At 46.8% G+C, this 15,803-nt stretch carries 15 protein-coding genes; 12 read left to right on the forward strand and 3 right to left on the reverse strand.

Features of this window, described 5'->3' with window-relative positions:
- The first annotated feature begins 18 nt into the window (after positions 1 to 18).
- The 3 genes from EO92_RS04880 to EO92_RS04890 all read left to right on the forward strand — a co-directional run bounded on the left by EO92_RS04880 (position 19) and on the right by EO92_RS04890 (position 3,679).
- Positions 19 to 816: a winged helix-turn-helix domain-containing protein gene (locus EO92_RS04880; RefSeq protein WP_048169726.1), complete on the forward strand. Its 798-nt coding sequence runs from the start codon at positions 19 to 21 to the stop codon at positions 814 to 816.
- Between the two features lie 282 nt (positions 817 to 1,098).
- Entirely contained in the window at positions 1,099 to 3,258 is a 2,160-nt protein-coding gene (gene feoB / locus EO92_RS04885) for a ferrous iron transport protein B (RefSeq protein ID WP_052734272.1), read from the forward strand.
- A 157-nt stretch (positions 3,259 to 3,415) separates the two neighbouring features.
- Complete coding sequence (locus tag EO92_RS04890) at positions 3,416 to 3,679, forward strand: FeoA family protein (protein WP_048169728.1); 264 nt, start codon at positions 3,416 to 3,418, stop codon at positions 3,677 to 3,679.
- A 138-nt stretch (positions 3,680 to 3,817) separates the two neighbouring features.
- Here the strand turns inward: EO92_RS04890 and EO92_RS04895 are convergent, their stop codons facing one another.
- The gene (locus EO92_RS04895; protein ID WP_048169829.1) at positions 3,818 to 4,357 is read right to left on the reverse strand and encodes a molybdenum cofactor biosynthesis protein B; all 540 of its coding nucleotides are present in this window, start codon (positions 4,355 to 4,357) and stop codon (positions 3,818 to 3,820) included.
- A 187-nt stretch (positions 4,358 to 4,544) separates the two neighbouring features.
- Here EO92_RS04895 and EO92_RS04900 point away from each other — a divergent pair, with 187 nt between their 5' ends.
- The 6 genes from EO92_RS04900 (at position 4,545) to EO92_RS04925 (ending at position 11,815) form a co-directional block, all read left to right on the forward strand.
- A complete protein-coding gene (locus EO92_RS04900) occupies positions 4,545 to 5,702 on the forward strand; it encodes a DUF1786 domain-containing protein (RefSeq protein WP_048169831.1) in 1,158 nt (385 codons plus the stop codon).
- A 281-nt stretch (positions 5,703 to 5,983) separates the two neighbouring features.
- Positions 5,984 to 6,505 carry a 50S ribosomal protein L16 gene (locus EO92_RS04905; RefSeq protein ID WP_048134893.1) on the forward strand — a complete coding sequence of 174 codons (522 nt, stop codon included), beginning with the start codon at positions 5,984 to 5,986 and terminating at the stop codon, positions 6,503 to 6,505.
- A gap of 37 nt (positions 6,506 to 6,542) precedes the next feature.
- Positions 6,543 to 7,154, forward strand: a complete 612-nt coding sequence (locus EO92_RS04910; RefSeq protein ID WP_048169729.1) for a translation initiation factor IF-2 subunit beta — start codon at positions 6,543 to 6,545, stop codon at positions 7,152 to 7,154.
- Positions 7,155 to 7,471: 317 nt separating this feature from the next.
- Entirely contained in the window at positions 7,472 to 8,686 is a 1,215-nt protein-coding gene (locus tag EO92_RS04915; RefSeq protein ID WP_048169731.1) for a radical SAM protein, read from the forward strand.
- Between the two features lie 258 nt (positions 8,687 to 8,944).
- On the forward strand, positions 8,945 to 10,258 hold the full coding sequence (locus tag EO92_RS04920) for a tryptophan--tRNA ligase (RefSeq protein ID WP_200896736.1): 1,314 nt from the start codon (positions 8,945 to 8,947) through the stop codon (positions 10,256 to 10,258).
- A gap of 78 nt (positions 10,259 to 10,336) precedes the next feature.
- Positions 10,337 to 11,815 carry a phenylalanine--tRNA ligase subunit alpha gene (locus tag EO92_RS04925; RefSeq protein WP_048169734.1) on the forward strand — a complete coding sequence of 493 codons (1,479 nt, stop codon included), beginning with the start codon at positions 10,337 to 10,339 and terminating at the stop codon, positions 11,813 to 11,815.
- A 248-nt stretch (positions 11,816 to 12,063) separates the two neighbouring features.
- Here the strand turns inward: EO92_RS04925 and EO92_RS04930 are convergent, their stop codons facing one another.
- Positions 12,064 to 12,930, reverse strand: a complete 867-nt coding sequence (locus EO92_RS04930; protein WP_048169735.1) for an SAM-dependent methyltransferase — start codon at positions 12,928 to 12,930, stop codon at positions 12,064 to 12,066.
- A gap of 79 nt (positions 12,931 to 13,009) precedes the next feature.
- On the opposite strand from EO92_RS04930, the gene EO92_RS04935 reads away from it, so the two are divergent.
- From EO92_RS04935 to EO92_RS04945, 3 genes are all read left to right on the forward strand, one after another.
- A complete protein-coding gene (locus EO92_RS04935; RefSeq protein ID WP_048134887.1) occupies positions 13,010 to 13,234 on the forward strand; it encodes a hypothetical protein in 225 nt (74 codons plus the stop codon).
- 61 nt (positions 13,235 to 13,295) lie between these two features.
- Positions 13,296 to 14,642, forward strand: coding sequence for an MFS transporter (locus EO92_RS04940; protein WP_048169833.1), 1,347 nt, complete (start codon positions 13,296 to 13,298; stop codon positions 14,640 to 14,642).
- Positions 14,643 to 14,815: 173 nt separating this feature from the next.
- A complete protein-coding gene (locus EO92_RS04945; RefSeq protein ID WP_048134886.1) occupies positions 14,816 to 15,034 on the forward strand; it encodes a PLDc N-terminal domain-containing protein in 219 nt (72 codons plus the stop codon).
- A 131-nt stretch (positions 15,035 to 15,165) separates the two neighbouring features.
- Here EO92_RS04945 and EO92_RS04950 read toward each other — a convergent pair whose 3' ends face one another.
- The gene (locus EO92_RS04950; protein WP_369793120.1) at positions 15,166 to 15,702 is read right to left on the reverse strand and encodes a cytochrome c; all 537 of its coding nucleotides are present in this window, start codon (positions 15,700 to 15,702) and stop codon (positions 15,166 to 15,168) included.
- Positions 15,703 to 15,803: the final 101 nt, after the last annotated feature.

A 15,803-nucleotide genomic window follows, 5' to 3' on the forward strand; every position in this document is an offset into this window, starting at 1 on the left:
TCAGGGAGGCGACTGTAAATGAACCCAAACTTGCTTGATTTGATCCTGTTTTCAGAGAAGAGAAAAGCTTTTCTCCTGCTGTTGAAGGAAGGACCAAAGAATGCTCAGGAGATTCTTGAAAGGCTTCAGGTTCCAAGAACCGCTCTCCTTCCCCAGATAAAAAAGCTGAAAGAACAGAACCTTGTAATCCACGAAGAAGGAGTTTATCGCCTCAGCCTGATAGGAGAGATTGTTATAGAGAAAATGCAGCCTCTTCTGGATACCCTGGAGATTTTTGAGAAAAATGAGGAATTCTGGGCAGACAGAAAACTCTCACCTATTCCCCCCCATATTATGAAACGGATCAGCGAACTTGGAAATTATAGCCTGATAGAACCGGACCTGAGCCATACTTTTGATATTAACCCGGAATTCATGAAATATGTTTCTAACTCGAATCATATCCTTATATTTTTCTCCTATTTTCATCCCCAATTCCCGGCCTTCTTCCTGGATCTTGCCAGAAGGGGCACTGAGATCTCCCTTGTCCTGAGCGAATCTGTGTACTTACGGCTTGCCGAGGATTTCAAAAAAGAAGGAGAAGAGCTTCTCAGAATGAAAAATACAAGTCTCTTTATAATGGACAAAAAAGAAGTGGAAATCCCTGCAATCGTTGCATCTTCGGATAAAATAATGATTTTGGGGCTGTTTAATGAAAGCGGAAGATTTGACCGCCAGTATGTAATAAGCTTCGAACCCGGGGCAATAGAATGGGGAAAAGACCTGTTCGAATACTTCAGAGACATGAGCAGAGAGATAAAAATTAAAGACAAATAAGAGTTTGATAAGTATCTGTAAAAACGTAATCTCGGGTCAAAGGCTATTTTTTAGAGCCATCTGAGTTTAAAACCTTTTTAGAGGAACTATTTTTAAATTAATATGTTTAAGTGAGACCTTTTAAATTAATGTTTTTAGACAAGGCTGTTTTTAATTAAGGCGCCCCTATAAAAATCGGGAGGTATTTCATTAACCTTAAATATTAGGGATGCCTAAATATGGCAAACGTCAAAAATTAGGTATACCTAAAAATAAATATGACGCATAAATGAGAGTTAAAGCATGAAACTGCCACTTATCTGTCCTGAGAAGAAGTGCTGCCGGGGGAAAAAAGAATGCACGCCTGGTAAAGGGCTGCCCAAAATCGTACTTGTAGGAAGCCCTAACGTGGGCAAAAGCAGCCTTTTTAATGCCCTTTCAGGAAATTATACTATAGTCTCCAACTATCCAGGGACCTCAGTTGAGGTCAGCCGGGGAAAAAGCAAGATAGGAGACATGGAGTACGAAATTATCGACACTCCCGGAATGTATTCCCTGCTCCCTGTAAGCGAGGAAGAGAGAGTCTCTCAGCGCCTGCTCTTTGACGAGAAAACCTTTGTCTGCCTGCATGTGGTGGATGCCAGGAATCTCAGGCGCATGCTCTCATTTACACTCCAGCTCCTTGAAGCCAGGCTCCCCCTTATCCTTGTCCTGAACATGATGGACGAAGCTGAGGAAAGGGGAATAGAAATTGACATACCGGGACTCAGCCGGTCCCTCGGAATCCCTGTGGTAGGCACGGTTTCAAGTGAGGGGAAAGGAATTGAAGAACTCAAAGCTGCAATTGCGGAATATTCTCATGAGAAACTTACTCATGAAAAATTCACTTCGGGGAAAAATATACGGGAAATCGATTACGGACCTGAAGTAGAGCCGTACATCTCGGAAATAGAAGGCTTGCTGGAAACTGCAGAAGAAACAGGGATATCAAAAAGGTCCCTTGCTCTCCTGCTACTTCAGGGAGACAGGACGGCACTTGACTCTGTGTCCAGCCACGTTGAGGCATACAGGCATAACAGTGAGAAAAATGAGAAAAGCGAGGCCGGTAAAAATGATTTTGAGGAGCTTCAGAATGAGCAGTTTCAGAAACTTGCAGAAACAGCCTCAGTAAAAGCAGGGGTCCCTCTGTCCTACCTGTTTACCCTCAAGAGGCAGGAGCCTGTAAACGAAATCGTAGAGCAGGTAATGGGAGTGCAGGGAAAGGAGAAAAAAGCAGCACAGAAAACAAAAACCGAAAAGAAAAAAAGGGAAACGAAAAAAGTCCTCCTCGCAGAAAACATCGATAGCGTGCTAACCCATCCTTTGCTTGGCATCCCGGTGCTCCTCCTCGTCCTGTACTTCGGGCTTTACCGTTTCGTAGGAGTCTTTGCAGCAGGCACTCTTGTCGACTTCCTGGAAAACACGGTATTCGGAGAGCACATAAACCCCCTGGTAACCACCTGGTTCACATCCCTTGTGCCCTACCCTGCCCTGCAGGACCTCTTTGTAGGGGAGTACGGGATATTTACGCAGGCTGTAACCTATGCAATTGCCCTTATCCTGCCGATAGTGGGAGCCTTTTTCCTCGTATTCTCAGTTATCGAAGATACGGGATACCTCCCGAGGCTGGGCCTGCTCCTTGACGGGATGTTCAAAAAAATAGGGCTCAGCGGGAGGGCTGTAATTCCGATGGTGCTTGGTTTTGGCTGCTCAACTATGGCTACGATGGTCACGCGGACTCTTGAGACAAAAAGGGAAAGGCTGATTTCAACCATTCTGCTCGCCCTTGCCATTCCCTGCTCGGCCCAGCTTGGCATAATTCTTTCCATTCTTTCCGGAAACCCAAACAGTCTGATTGTCTGGGCAGGTGTAATAGTACTTGAGTTTGCCTTCATCGGATACCTGGCTGCCAGAATCCTGCCAGGAGAAGCCCCTACATTCATACTGGAGATGCCTCCCCTCAGGATACCGCGGCTTTCAAACATAGCTGTTAAGACCTACTCAAGAATGCACTGGTACTTCCTGGAAGTCCTTCCCCTCTTTGTCCTGGCAAGCGTGCTGATCTGGATAGGGAGGCTGACAGGTCTTTTTGCCCTTGCCCTGAAAGCTATGGAATACCCGACCATCTGGATCGGCCTGCCTTCTGATGCTGCCGATGTATTTCTCTTCGGCTTTTTCAGGCGGGACTTCGGGGCAGCAGGGCTCTACGGAATGCATGAAGCCGGGTTACTGACAGGCGTGCAGCTTGTAGTTGCAGCAGTCACTCTGACCCTTTTTATGCCCTGCGTTGCCCAGTTCATGATGACAGTAAAGGAGAGAGGATTTAAAACGGCCCTTGCAATCTCCGGCTTCATTTTCCCCTCTGCTTTCCTTGCAGGCTTTATTGTAAACACCCTGCTGACCGCGCTGGGGGTGAAACTGTAAACTGCCCCCTCTGCGGAAGCGAATTTGAAAAAGCAGATGAAACGAAATGTACAGGCTGCGGAAAACTGCACAACTGCAACAAGCAGTGCTGCCCTTCCTGCGGGTACGAACTTGTAAAAGAAGCAAAGATAATACAGCTCATAAGGAGACTCTTTAAATGATAGCAGAAAACTCACATATCTCTCTGAATCCCTCCCTTAAAACTACCACACTTTCCTCAATGGAACCTAAAAAAGCAGGGAAGATCTCCCATCTGGAAACAAAAAACACGGGGATTTTGCAGAAACTGATAGCAATGGGGATCCTGCCCGGCATGCCTGTCACCCTGCTCAGGCGCTCCCCGTCCTACCTCTTTGAGGTAGACCAGACCCGCTATGCCGTGGACAGGGAAATTGCAAACCATATCTATGTCAGCTACTGAGCCGGTACAGGGTCAGAAGAATCACCGTAAATACAGAAGAATAGAAGAAATTGATCTGCAGACTTCAGGAACAGAACTTCTCAATTCTTCAGAAAAAAGGCGCATCTCGGAAAAAGAAAACGGGAAAAAAGGAGGGATTTATTCCCTAACATGCCTGACAATATGCCCGGCTTCAGGAATAATGATTTTAGAGAGGGCAAGCTTCACCGCATTTGGGGACCCTGGCAGGCAGAATACTGCTTTTCCTTTAATTACACCTGCTGAAGCTCTGGTAAGGATTACGGAAGTCCCAATTTCTTCAAGGCTTTTGTACCTGAAAAGTTCCCCAAACCCAGGGATTTCCTTCTCAAAAAGAGGGGCTACGGACTCAATAGTAAGGTCTTTTGGGGCAAGCCCTGTGCCTCCGCTTGTTACGACAATATCCGCAGAGCTGCCAAGAGCAGCAAAAACGGCATCATGAATTGCATTTTTTTCATCAGGCACGAGCCTGTAGAAAGAAACGGTGTTGCCTTCAGCCTCAAGAAGATCTTTTATAGCCTTTCCCGAAAGGTCTTCCGCCCCGTCAGGAGAAACTGCGTCCCCATACTTTTCGTACCTTGAGGTCGAAATTGTAATTATGGCAAAAGAATAAGCTTTTCTGGCGTCTTTTTTGTGAATTTCCGGTATGGATTCTTGCATGAAAACGGCACTCTCCAATATATTAAGATTAAAGATTATTCTCCGGTTCTGGGTATCCCGTTCAGGTTCCACATTATGTTTCCACATTATGTTTCCACGTTATGTCTATTCATCCTGTTATCCCGTATCCTGTTATGTTTACTTGCCTGCCCATATTTTAATAACTTACCAGCCCAATGCTCAGGTTATGCATATACTTGCGGCGGATATAGGAACAGGTACGCAGGATATTCTGCTCTTTGATTCGGAAAAAGAGGTTGAAAACAGCCTGATAATGGTCATGCCCGCTCCCACAAAGGTTACTGCGGAAAGAGTACGGAGAGTGACAAAGGCAGGAAAGGCGCTTGTACTTACCGGAAACATAATGGGAGGAGGGCCCTCGGCATGGGCTGTCCGCACTCACCTGAAAGCAGGCCTTCCGGTGTATGCCACTGAAGAAGCTGCTCTGACCATTCATGACAACCTTGAGAGAGTAAAGGCTTTCGGAGTCCGGATTGTCTCGGAGGAAGAGGCAAAAAAACTTGCAGGTTCGGGGGAGGCGCTGGAAATTGTTATGCAGGACTTTGACCCCTGTGCCGTATCATGCGCACTTTCAAATTTCGAAGTCAGGATGCCGGAAAATTACGCAGTGGCAGTGCAGGACCATGGAAACGCCCCGGATAAGAGCAACAGAGTCTACAGGTTTGAACTTTTAAAAGAACTTATAGATAAAGGAGGAAAACTCGAAAACTTTGTGTACCGGCCCGAAGAAATCCCGCAGGCTTTTACCCGCATGAAAGCCCAGGCAGATTCACTTCTTAAAGCCACGACCGCCCTTAAAACGAGGGCAATTTTCATGGATACGGGGCCTGCAGCCATATTCGGGGCTCTTACTGACCCTGTAGCCGTCCAACCTTCCATAGTGGTCAATATAGGAAACGGGCATACTCTTGGGGCTCTTGTAAATGAAAACAGGATCACAGCTATTTTTGAGCATCATAGTTCCAGCATGGACCCGGAAAAACTCCAGGACTATGTTATCAGACTTGCCGGGGGGGCGCTTGGCTTTGAGGAAGTCTTTAATGACGGAGGGCATGGTGCATATATAAAGGAAGCCCCTGGCATTGAGCAGGTGCGCTCTATAATGGTTACCGGCCCTAAAAGGGAGATGCTTGAAAAGCTCCCGGGCTCAGAAGTCAGGCAGGAAATTTCAAAAAAGCTGCACTTTGCCGCACCCTTCGGGAGTATGATGCTTTCAGGCTGTTTCGGGCTTCTTACAGGATTTTTTGAGAAATATCCGGAACCATCATATAAACAACCGGAGGCTATCAATAAAACTTATAAACCACTAAGTAGTAGGGAATAAGTCACCTAAGCTAGGGATATATAAAATTTTAGGGACTGTAGAATTTCAAGCGTGAAATTCCCTATCGGAGAACATGGGGACGCAGAAGTTTCCTGCCAACCCGCAAGGGCAGATTTACAGATAAATGTAAATACAGGCAGGTAGCTCTATATGCACATATCTGATACTGAATGGTTTGCTAAACAGTTTCTTACGAACGTGATGCAAACATTTATATACGGAAACAAATCCGTTACAACAAATTTCTATTAAAATCATTATATTTCAGGAGAATCAATCTTATGGTACGAAAGCCAGGAAGTATGTACAGAAACGTGAGACAGCGCTCATTTACCAGAAAAAAATACATGGGCGGTGTTCCCGGAAGTCAGGTTATTCACTATGACATGGGAGATAAAGCAAATACCTCCTTCCCGATTAAAATTTCCCTGCTTGTAGAAGAAAAATGCCAGATCAGGCACGTTGCTCTTGAAGCAGCCCGTATTACAGCAAACAGGCACCTGAGTGGAGATGCCGGAAAGATGGGCTTTTACATGAAGCTCCGTGTTTACCCCCACGAAGTACTCAGGGAAAACAAACAGGCAACAGGCGCTGGTGCTGACCGTGTATCCAGTGGGATGCGCAGGGCTTTTGGAAAGAATGTCGGTACTGCAGCAAGGGTAAACGCAATGCAGAAGATCTTTACAGTGGCAGTTGAGAAGCAGAACTTCCAGGCTGCAAAGAAAGCTCTCTGGCACGCTGGACAGAAGCTGCCCACACCCTGCAGAATCGTTATCGATGAAGGCGCAGAACTGGTACAGTAACCGGCAAGCCCTTAAAGATTACAAAGGAGTCTAAAGAATGTATGATTACGAAGAGCTTTTGGACCGTGCAATGGCAAAGATGCCGGACACCGAGACTACTGATGCTCGATTCGTAATCCCTGAACCCAAACTCTTTTCCGAAGGTAAAACCACAATTCTGGATAACTTTGGAAACATTGCAGACATCCTTAACCGGGACCCTGACCACCTGATGAAATATCTCACCAGGGAACTGGGGACTGCAGGGAAGATAGAAGGCACACGTGCAGTCTTCCAGGGCAGGTTTACGAGAGCTCAGATTACAGATAATATTCAGGCATATGTTGACGAATACGTTATGTGTTCGGAATGCGAACGCCCTGATACCCAGCTTGTAAGGGTGGACAGAGTGCTTATCCTGAAATGTTCTGCTTGTGGGGCTCACAGACCTGTCAAAAAGAGAAAGGTAAGCAACGTGGTTGTCAGGGATGCTATCGAAGAAGGCGGAACCTACGAACTCCGGATAGATGCCGTTGGGTCCAAAGGTGACGGGATAGCAAAAATCGATAAGTACACAGTCTTCGTGCCCGGAGCCGCAAAAGGCGATGTGGTCAAAGTAAAAATAAAGAAAATCAGCGGAAACCTTGCCTTCTCAGAAAGGGCGGCATGAGGTTCAAGCTTTTTTAATAATTAAAGAGGCAATCCGGACCGACTACTAATTTTGTCCTCGCGTCCGGACAGCCGAAGTTCTCATTTTCAAGACTGAGATTCAACATAATTTCGTGTTCAGTATTACATTCAGGCACTGCCTATTTTTAAAGAGTTAATGGTTCTATGAGGCTGGTTTAAAGTATATTTTTTGAAAAAAACGCCTCCGTTTAGCCCGGTAAACCAGGAATGATTTAAACGAGCGGTTTAAACCAGAGACGATTTTAAATATTTTCCAGTCAAATCAGGAACCCGTAAGAAAATCACCTGTGAGGAAAAATGACTCCTGAAAAAAAGACTGTACTGGACCCTCCTGTAAGGGACAGAAATATAGAACTGTTCTCCATGCCAGGGCTGTCTGTGAACCTTCAGCAGTATGAAGGGAAAGCCCTGAAACTTACAGCAAGCGGGACCCTGAAAGCAGCCTGCGGCCCTATACTGAAAAAGATGAATTCACGCCTTCAGGAGGAGAAAGCGGCTCTTATACAGGAGGACAGGGTTGTTCCTTCAGCATGGCTGCCTCCCATTCCAGGCCCCGTTTTCAAGCGCCTCATTTTTGCAGAAATTCAGATAGCTCTGGGAAAATATATCCCTGAAACCGTCTCCATTGAGCTCACCCGCCAGACCAGTTCAAGGTACCCGCCAGGAACAGCCGCTGACGAACTGGATACCGGCACAATTAAAAGAATAATAGACGAAGCCCTGGAACTTGGGTCCCTAATTATCACTTTTACCGAGAATGACCCCCTGCTGAAGGAAGATGTCTTCGAGCTTATCGAGTATGTGGACAAAAACCGCGCTATAGTGAACTGTTCCACCTGGGGTACGGATTTTTCAAAAGAAACTGCCCTTAAACTGAAAGAAGCCGGACTTCATTCCCTCATGGTTGGCGTTTATTCAACTAATCCCGAAAAACACGATGCTGCCCGAAAATCCCCAGGAGCGTACGACCGGGCGGTCTCTGCCATAAAACTGGCTCTGGAAGCCGGGCTTCTGGTTGTAATGACAACTCACGCCTCCCCGTCAAACATGCAGGAACTTCCTGCCCTCTATACCCTTGCATCGGAACTCGGGGTACATGAGTTTTCAGTCTGGGAATCAATGCCAAAAAACAGAGACGAACCTGTGATTACAGACCGGGACCGGAGAATAATCCTTGAAATGTACCACAGGATTAACTCGGATCCGGAAGGCCCTCGCATGTTTTCAAACACTTATTTCGAAGGGCAGATGATGGGTGCAATGGCAGGCCGGCGCTGGATGCATGTAACCGCCGATGGTGATGTAAAACCAAGCCCTTACCCCCCTTTCAGATTCGGGAATGTAAAAGAAGTACCCTTAAAAGAGATCTGGCAGAGGATCAGGAGCTATCCGTATTTCCAGCGGCAGAAAAGTTTGAGCCCCATGCACGACCCCGAGTTTATGGAATTCGTTGACAAGATCCCTGAAGAGGCAAAACTGCCCTATCCTTTTGAAGAGATTTGCGAGAAATAACCGGGGCATATAAACAGAATTGCTCAGAATTTACTGGCAGCCGGATGAGAATATTAAAGGAACAAAAGCAGATAGATAACAGGTAGATGACAGTATCCAGGGCTGCCAGAAGATAAACATTTACATATGAGCAGGTATTTTTAAAGAGCAATTTAGCCGGAGCGGGGTTTACACCCTTATTTACGTCACCCTTATTTATGTAGCAAGAAAAAGCTGCCTGCGGCAACTTTCCGGAAAAGGCAGCCTATGAGGGACTTTATGAATACTAAACTTGACCCCTGGAATTCAAGCGAGATCACTGACTATTCCAAGTTATTCGAAGAATTCGGGATTTCTCCTTTTGAAAACGTACTTCCGGAAATCCCTTCCCCGCATATGTACATGCGGAGGAAAGTTATCTTCGGGCACCGTGATTACGAACAGATTGCAGAGGCCATGCGGACAGGTGCCCCATTTTCAGTCATGGACGGCTTTATGCCCTCCGGAAAGGTCCACCTTGGGCACAAGATGGTCATGGACCAGATAGTCTGGCACCAGGAAATGGGAGCTTCCGCCTTTGTCGGGATTGCAGACAGAGAAGCTTTTTCGGTACGCGGCTTTTCCTGGCAGAAGTGCAGGGAAATCGGGGTAGAAGAATACATATTAAGCCTGATTGCCTTCGGATTCAAACCCGACGGCCTTATCTATTTCCAGTCAGGCTGTGGAAGCGTCAAAGACCTGGCATTTGAACTCGGGGTCAAGGTTAATTTCTCGGAACTGAGCGCCATCTACGGTTTTTCAGGAGAGACAGGCCTCTCCCATATGATAAGCGTAGCAACCCAGGCTGCAGATATCCTCCAGCCCCAGTTAGAAGAATTTGGGGGACCAAAACCCATTGTAGTACCAGTGGGCCCGGACCAGGACCCTCACCTCCGCCTTACAAGGGGGCTTGCCGGCAAGATGAACATGTTCAGGGTAGAGAAACGGGCAGACGTAAAGACAGAAAGGAAATACCTGAGCGTCAGGGGAAAAGGAGCCCCGAAAGAGGCCCTTCAGGAGCTCAAGAAACGCATTCCCGGGAAAGTAAAACTCTATGAAGAGCACATTGACGTACTCGAATATCCCGATCTTGCAGGACTTGAAAAGCTTGTCAGGGACGTAGCAGTCGAGTTCGGAGGCTACGCTTTCATTCCTCCTGCATCCACCTACCACCGCTTCATGAGCGGGCTGCAGGGCGGAAAGATGTCCAGCAGCATTCCTGAAAGCCAGATCGCCCTTACGGACGACCCAAAGGAAGGGGCAAAAAAGGTAAAGAAGGCAAAGACCGGAGGCTGTGTAACCCTCGAAGAGCAGAAAAAGCTTGGCGGTAAGCCCGAAGAGTGTTCTGTCTTCGAACTGATGCTTTTCCATCTGCTTGATGATGACAAAGAACTGCTGGAAATCAGGCAGGAATGTGTCTCAGGAACAAGGATGTGCGGCTCATGCAAACAGCTTGCAGCCGAAAAGATGCATGATTTCCTTAAAGACCATCAGGAAAAGCGGGAACTTGCCAGGGAACAGCTTGACGAGTACAGAATTATTTACAAAAATTAAATTAAAAATATACTTATTAAATTCTTATAACCTATCAAATTCTTAATCATTTCAGGAAGATCAGGACGTGGTTACAATATGAGTGCTCAGGATAACCTCACAATCAACGAGAAAAAAGTCTTGCTCGCCCTTGAGGAACTGGGGTCGGCGGCCCCCGATAAACTGGAAGAGAAGTCCGGGCTTCAGGTGGATGCGGCAATGCAGGCAGCCTTCATGCTCCAGGAAAAAGAACTTGCATCCATTTCCGAAAAAGTGCTCGAACGCTACTCCCTTACAAAGGAAGGAGAAAAATATTCAAAAACAGGACTTCCGGAGCGCCAGATAATTGACGCCCTGAAAACTCCTACCTCCCTTGAAGAACTGAGGAGCCGTTTTTCCCCTCAGACCATGGGAATTGCAACCGGTTGGCTTGTAAAAAAAGGGTGGGCGAAGGTTGAAAACGGGATGATGGTGCCTTCGGGAAAAGCTCCTGCTGGCAAAGATGAAGAAGCCCTTACATCTTTCGCAGGCAAGATAAAGACTCTCGAAGAGCTTGCAGCCGATGAAGGGACTGTAAAGGACCTGCTCAAGCGCAAACTCGTCATAAAACACGAAGAGAAGTTCAGGACTGTTTCCATAACAGGTGCAGGAAGCGCCCTTGCAGCGCAGGGCATTGTCCTTGAAGAAGAAATTGCCCAGATCACATCCGAACTGCTGAAGAGTGGAGCCTGGAAAGGGAAAAAGTTCAGGCCTTACAGGCTCGACATCACTCCAAAGCCCCTCTACGGAGCAAAAATCCACCCTTACAGGCGCCTGATTGAACAGATGCGCCAGATCTTCCTGGAAATGGGCTTTACAGAGATCAAAGGCGGCATCATCCAGAGTTCTTTCTGGAACTTCGACGCCCTCTTCCAGCCCCAGGACCATCCGGCCAGGGATATGCAGGATACCTTCCACCTCGGCAGTACCTGCCAGCTCCCGGCTGAATATCCGGAGAAAGTGGCAGCAATGCACGAGAACGGAGGGGACATTGACTCCTGCGGCTGGGGCGGGATATGGGACAGGGAACTTGCCGGGCGCAATGTGCTCAGGACCCATACCACTTCAGTAACCATAAAGTACCTCGCAGACCATCCCGAACCGCCTGTAAAAGCCTTCTGTATTGACAGGGCTTACCGCAGGGAGACAATTGACCCGACCCATACCCCTGAATTCGAGCAGCTTGAAGGCGTGGTCATGGACAAGGACATGTCTTTTGCAGACCTGCTCGGGCTCCTGGCAGAATTCTACCACAGGATGGGATTCGAAGAAATCCGCTTCCGCCCCGGCTATTTCCCCTATACCGAACCGAGTGTGGAACCTGAGGTTTACGTGGAAGGCCTCGGCTGGGTTGAACTCGGAGGCGCAGGCGTCTTCAGGAAAGAAGTTACAGAACCTTTCGGGATCAAAGAACCCGTCCTTGCCTGGGGGCTCGGGGTAAGCCGGCTCGCCATGCTGAAACTTGGGCTTAAAGACCTGAGGCTCCTCTACCAGTCCGATATTGACTGGCTCAGGAAAAGCGAAGTATGCAAGATCTGAAAACTTAAAGCTAATTTCAAGCTTTAAAAACTTAAGTGACTCATGGGCTGTAAAAACTGCCTGTCCCAGCCCGCAGGCAACTTCTTTTTTTCACATTTATGATCTCACGTTATCAGACGGTTGACATTTTGAGATTCAATTTTACCGGCGCGACCGGAGATTGCTCATCAATTTGCTCAAAACAGGTTGGCTAAACCGTTCCGTGGAGTGAGAAGAAGTTAGTTGTGCATACGCGCAATAGGACTCGATTAGACTTTCTCTGCGTAGATTATCCTTTCAACCGGTGTAGAAGCAAGTTCCCGACCTGACGGCCTGATATACCACTCGGCAAGCTCCTCGTAACCGACATGCTCGACTACCTGCCAGCCGTACTCCTCAAGAAAATCCGGCCACTCTTCCGGGTTCATCCCGAAAAGCCAGATCTTATCCCTTACGTACTTTTTGTAGATATTCTCCCAGCCGTACATGACCCGGCCATCGAGAAAGTCTTTGCGAATATATGTGAAAACCAGAAGGCTGCCATGCTCGGCTTTGGCCAGAAAATCAAAAGTCGCTCTAATTCCGGTTTCAGTCAGATACTGCGTGACAGCCTCCCAGATGAAAAATGTCCGCCTGTCCTCGGAATAGCCATAAGACGCAAGAACAGGGCCCAGCTCTTCTCGATCGAAATCGATCGGCACAAGCCTTACATGGGCCGGGACTGCTCCGAATAACTTACACAGCCGGGTCTGCTTGGACTTAATGTTTTCAGGCTGATCGACCTCCCAGACTGGCATGTTAGATAGAGCTGGTAACCGGTATGCCCGGGTGTCAAAGCCAGCACCCAGATTCACGACCGCATTAACCTTATTGACCGACTCGATCAGCTTCTCGTCTATGTACCTTTTTCTGCACAACATACCAACCCGGAGACCGGGAGTGTCATTCCTGGTAACTCGGATCATCCAGGTTCTGAACAAATTAAACCGCATCAGCCATACAAGAGATCTCATGCCTAACGGAAGTATTCGATAGGCAAGGTCATCTTCGATGATGCGTTGCTCCGCAGGAAAATACTGTTCAATAGCAACCAGTGCTGTTGGACTCACGCCTGTTTTAGCTGCAGCTTTTGTCATAATTCTTCTCTATTTACTTTAGTGCAGCATATACGTTTAATTTTGTTACCATCGGATTTCATAGAAATATTAAGTAAATATGGAGCCTTATTTTTGGCATAAAACTTCAAAACAGAAAAACTGGAACGGGGTTATGAACGTAAAAAGTATCTCAAATGCCCGAAGTGCGGGAAGCGGGACTGGGCTGAGATCCTCAGGATTAAAAAATAAATTGTTCTCAGGGAGTAAACTGTTATCTGAAAAGCAACCTTTATTTGATAAGCCTGAAATATCGTTTGAAAAAGGGAGAGGGGAAGATTCCTGAAGATTCAAAGGAAAAGGCTTCCGGAAATAAGCCGGTAAATATGAAAACCAGCCCGGAAAATATGGAAACAGGTCAGGAAAGCAGGAATCAGGAAAATAGTCCTGACCCTCTGACAGGAGAGAGTGTTCACCTTCTCCCCCTCCTTACTGTCAATTTCATAGGTACACTCGGGTTCAGTATCGTTCTCCCCTTCCTTGTATTTCTCGTGAGCCGGCTTGGAGGCAATGCCTTCATTTACGGGCTTGCAAGTTCCATGTACCCTGCTTTCCAGCTCATAGGCGCCCCTATTCTTGGCAGGTGGTCTGACATTTACGGGCGTAAAAAGATCCTGCTTTTAAGCCAGCTTGGAACTCTGCTTTCCTGGATTATCTTTCTCGGAGCTCTTTTTCTTCCGGTTGTAACCCTTTTTAAAGTTGACTCCGAAATCCTGGGAGCTTTTACATTCACCCTGCCCCTTGCAGTGCTCTTCTTTGCCCGGGCTCTTGACGGGCTGACGGGGGGAAATGTGTCCGTAGCCAACGCTTACCTGGCAGACATTACCGAAGAAAAAGACAGGAACCGAAATTTCGGAAAAATGTCGATTTCCTCAAACCTCGGGTTCATAGTGGGCCCTGCCCTTGCCGGGCTTTTGAGCATAACAGCATACGGAGAAGCGGCTCCTGTACTGGGAGCAGTAGTAATATCACTTATAGGGACCGCACTTATCGTATTTTATATCCCTGAAAACAAAGAGTGTTCTCTTGAAGGACCTGCCGATGCTGAGGACATACGAAAAGTCTTTGGCTACGAGATAAAGGAATGCAGGACTACGCGGGAAACCGGGAAGCCTTCCTTTCGGGAAGTTTTAAAGCTTCCGAATATCCCTTATATGCTCGGCCTTTACTTTCTCATCTTTCTCGGCTTCAATATATTCTACACCGCTTTTCCACTGCATGCAATCGCAGCCCTTGACTGGGGCATCGCAAAAATGGGGGTCTACTTTACGGTCCTGAGCGGCCTTCTGATAATTGTGCAGGGTTCTATACTCCCAAAGCTTTCAAAAAGATATTCAGATGCCTCACTTATAATATTCGGAAGCCTGATGCTCGGCACAAACTTTCTGCTGCTTATCCCCGGAAACCTATTCCTGACCTATCTTGCAACAGGGTTTTTCGCACTGGGTGACGGGCTTATGTGGCCTTCTTTCCTTTCCCTTTTATCAAAAATTGCAGGGAAGAACTACCAGGGAACTATACAGGGGTTTGCCAGCAGTTTCGGGGGGCTTGCAAGCATAACCGGGCTGATCCTCGGCGGGCTTTTATATGAACTGCTTGCAGGAAGAGCTTTTTTACTCGCAGGTATGGTAATTTATACCGTATTTTTACTCAATTTCAGGCTCAGGCAATTTGAAAAAGAGCTGAAGTACTGAGAAAATAATTTGAAACCATAGAACGATGGAATGAAAAAAAGCGAAAAACCAAACTGTTTAAGTAAATAGGGCTGTATATTGAAAATAGAAAAGGGCTGAAAAAATCCAGACTAATAAAATCCAGATTAATAAAAACTCCGGACTAATAAAAAACCAAAACAGGAAACAGTAAAATGTACGGTAATTCCCTTATTCTCATTATCTTCGGATTTATGTTTCTTCTTTCTTTTATCCTCTGGGCCTGGACCCTTGTTGACTGCCTGCGAAAAGAAACGGATAAAGGGAATACGCGCCTTATCTGGGTTATTGTTATCGTTTTTACTTATATTGTAGGTGCTTTTCTTTATTACCTTATCAGACAACCTAAAAGAGTCAAAGAACTCGGCAGGTAATTCCAGAAAGAATCAAGGTGGTTCATGCGAGGTCGTTTAAAGATATGAAAGCATATTTGAAGGCCTGAAAAGATCTTATTTGAATGATTGGACCTCAAAATGTCCGGAGAAAAAGGAGAGGGAATTTCCCCTCAAAGTGTTTTAAGGTATTCAACAACATCGCCCACATCTTTATCGGTCATCTTCCACCTGGGCATGGTAAGGTCAAGAGGCTCACCTGAAGGATCAATTCCCTCCCTGATTGCCCTTTTGATGGTTTCATCCGTGTATGGAGGATGTTCTTCCTCTTCTTCGTGCTCTTCAGAAACAAGGCTTTCATACCTGATATCCGGAGGGACCTCAAAACCCATCATTACCGGATAGCCTCCTCTACCGTCAGTCCCATGGCAGTCAACGCAGCTCCCTCCGTGAACGTACAGCCAGTGAGGACCATACTCGGTTTCAATAAGCTCATCGCTTTCGTTAAATCCGGTATAATAGATTAACTCCCCGTTTGACTCAAAATCACTTCTGTTATAGGAAGTAGAAATCCTTCCCGGATACATTCCACTACCGGGATACATTCCGCCGCCTGGATACATACCTCTTCCAGGATAGGAAGTCCAGTTTTCCGAATAAATATCAGACCGCCCGTAGAAACCGTCCCCAGTACGATAAAGACCTCCCATAGCCCAAAACATAAAAATAAGGACAGCTATTCCTGCGACTACCAGAACCAGCAGAATAATCAGGAACGGATTGCTTTTGCTTTCCCCGTCTGCGATGCTTT

Source organism: Methanosarcina sp. 2.H.A.1B.4 (assembly GCF_000979385.1).
GTDB lineage: Archaea > Halobacteriota > Methanosarcinia > Methanosarcinales > Methanosarcinaceae > Methanosarcina.